The 2,231-nt window shown below is 63.8% G+C and carries 3 protein-coding genes; all 3 read left to right on the top strand.

Annotation, left to right across the window (positions count from 1 at the left end; genetic code table 11):
* Positions 1-466, top strand: a 466-nt coding sequence (gene tnpA / locus ACSQ3E_RS30790) for an IS66-like element accessory protein TnpA (RefSeq protein ID WP_436125504.1), incomplete at its 5' end; no start/stop codon positions are given.
* Positions 463-816: an IS66 family insertion sequence element accessory protein TnpB gene (gene tnpB, locus ACSQ3E_RS30785; RefSeq protein WP_182574749.1), complete on the top strand. Its 354-nt coding sequence runs from the start codon at positions 463-465 to the stop codon at positions 814-816. The genes tnpA and tnpB, both read left to right, overlap by 4 nt.
* 72 nt (positions 817-888) lie before the next feature.
* On the top strand, positions 889-2,231 hold a 1,343-nt coding region (gene tnpC / locus ACSQ3E_RS30780; RefSeq protein WP_436125505.1), incomplete at its 3' end, for an IS66 family transposase.

The following is a 2,231-nucleotide window of genomic DNA, read 5'->3' as shown; positions in this document are numbered from 1 at the left end:
ACTGGATATCGACTGGCGGGCACATCTTCATCCCTCCGCCCGCCCGACCGTTAGTGATATCACTAACGGCGCGACGTCCGAAAACAGCTTGACAGGGCGTCCAGATGACACTCCCGCCGCGCGCGGCCGCCGGTTCTTCACGGACGCACAGAAGCTCACCATCGTGCAAGAGAGTGAAGCTGCAGGTGCAACGGTCTCGGCTGTCGCGCGCCGGCATGGGATCGCGACCGGCATCCTGTTTCGCTGGCGCGCGGAATTCGGCGTGACGCAGAAGAAGCAAGCGAAACTGGCATCTGTGACGCTGGCAACGGACGCGGCAGCGGCACTCGCGCTGCAGAACCTTGTGCAGCCCCCTGACGGGATGATGGCAATCGAACTGCCGGATGGGCGGCGTGTCTTTGCACCTGCAGGCAGTGATCCTGTTGCAGTACGAGCGTTCGTCGACAGCGGAGGGACTGCATCATGATGATCGTTCCGGCGGGGGTGAAGGTGCATCTGGCGCTGGGTCACACCGACATGAGGAAAGGCCTCGACGGGCTCGCCATGCTGGTCCAGGCAACGCTGAAGCAGGACCCGTTCTCGGGTCATCTGTTTGCCTTCCGCGGAAAGAAGGCGTCGCTGCTCAAAATCGTTTTCTGGGATGGCAACGGGCTGTGTCTGTTCACCAAACGGCTCGACCAGGGCAGCTTCGTGTGGCCGCGTATGGCAGGTTATGATGGCTCGATCACGCTGACGCCGGCACAGCTTGCCATGCTGATCGAGGGCATCGACTGGCGCACACCGGAGCGTGTCTGGAGACCGGCTCTGGCCGGCTGAAAACGGTCCTCCGATCGACACGGAAACTACCGGAATCCTTGGGTTTTTGAGCGGTTCATGGTAGATTGGATCATGTTGATCGATCTCGACAATCTGCCGTCCGATCCAGCACTTTTGCAGCGTCTGCTGCGCGATATGGCAGCTGCCGTCGAGAGCCGCGATGGCGAGATCGAACGCCTCCAATCGATCATCAAGAAGCTCCAGCGGGCGCAGTTCGGCAGGCGTTCCGAGCGCCTCGACCCCGATCAACTGGCGCTCGCCCTGGAAGACCTTGACGCCGACATCGCCCGCATCCGGGAGAGCAGACCGAGCATCCATCCACCGTTGGAGCGGCCATCCCATCGCAAGCCACTGCCCGATCATCTGCCGCGCGAGGACGTGCGGCTCGACATCGAAGAAGCGTATTGTGGGTGCTGTGGCGGCGCACTCCATGCGATCGGCGAGAGCGTCAGCGAGATGCTCGACTGGGTTCCGGCACAGCTTCGCGTTGTCCGCATCACGCGCCCGAAATACGCTTGCCGTGTCTGCGAGACGATAGCGCAAGTGGCTGCGCCGGAGCGGTTGATCGCCGGCGGATTGGCAACGCCGGCACTTCTGGCGCAGGTTCTGGTCTCCAAATATTGCGATCACACGCCGCTCTACCGGCAATCGCAGATCTTCGCCCGCCACGGTGTCGATCTGGCGCGCTCGACGCTGGCGGGATGGGTCGGCGGCGCATGCTGGTGGCTGGAAGCCCTGCACGAGCGGCTGGTGAAGAGCGTGTTCGCCTCCAACCATCTGTTCGCCGACGACACACCGGTGCCGGTGCTCGATCCGGGCCGTGGGCGGACCAAGACGGGGCGGTTGTGGGTCTATGCCCGTGAGCAGCGACCCTGGGCCGGACCCGAGCCGCCGGCAGCAGTCTACCTGTTTGCGCCGGACCGAAAGGCCGAGCGCCCGGTATCGCATCTTCAGCACTTCAAGGGCGTGCTGCATGTCGATGGTTATGCCGGTTTTGAACAACTCGCTGCCCGTGGCGACATCGTTCTTGCCGCCTGCTGGGCGCATACCAGGCGCAAGTTCTATGACGTGGTCGAAGCGACGGGATCGCCCGTGGCGACTGAGGCGCTGCGCCGGATCGGTGAAATCTATGCCGTCGAGGCGGATGTGCGCGGACAGGCGCCGGCCCTTAGGCTTGCGGCGCGGCTGCAGCGATCGAAACCCGTTGTTGCCGCCTTCCATGCCTGGCTGGAAGCGCAGCTCCAGCACATCTCCGGACGCAGCACGCTTGCAGAAGCGGTCCGCTATGCGCTGTCGCGTTGGACCGGACTGACCCGCTTCCTCACCGATGGTCGTGTCGAGCTCGACACCAACCCGGTCGAGCGGGCCATCCGTCCCGTTGCGCTCGGCCGCAAGAACCACTTGTTCGCCGGCAG

The organism is Aminobacter sp. LjRoot7 (genome assembly GCF_964252895.1).
Lineage (GTDB): Bacteria > Pseudomonadota > Alphaproteobacteria > Rhizobiales > Rhizobiaceae > Aminobacter > Aminobacter aminovorans_B.
Note: the sequence above shows the minus strand (reverse complement) of the source record. Positions and strands in the feature narration are given on the sequence as shown.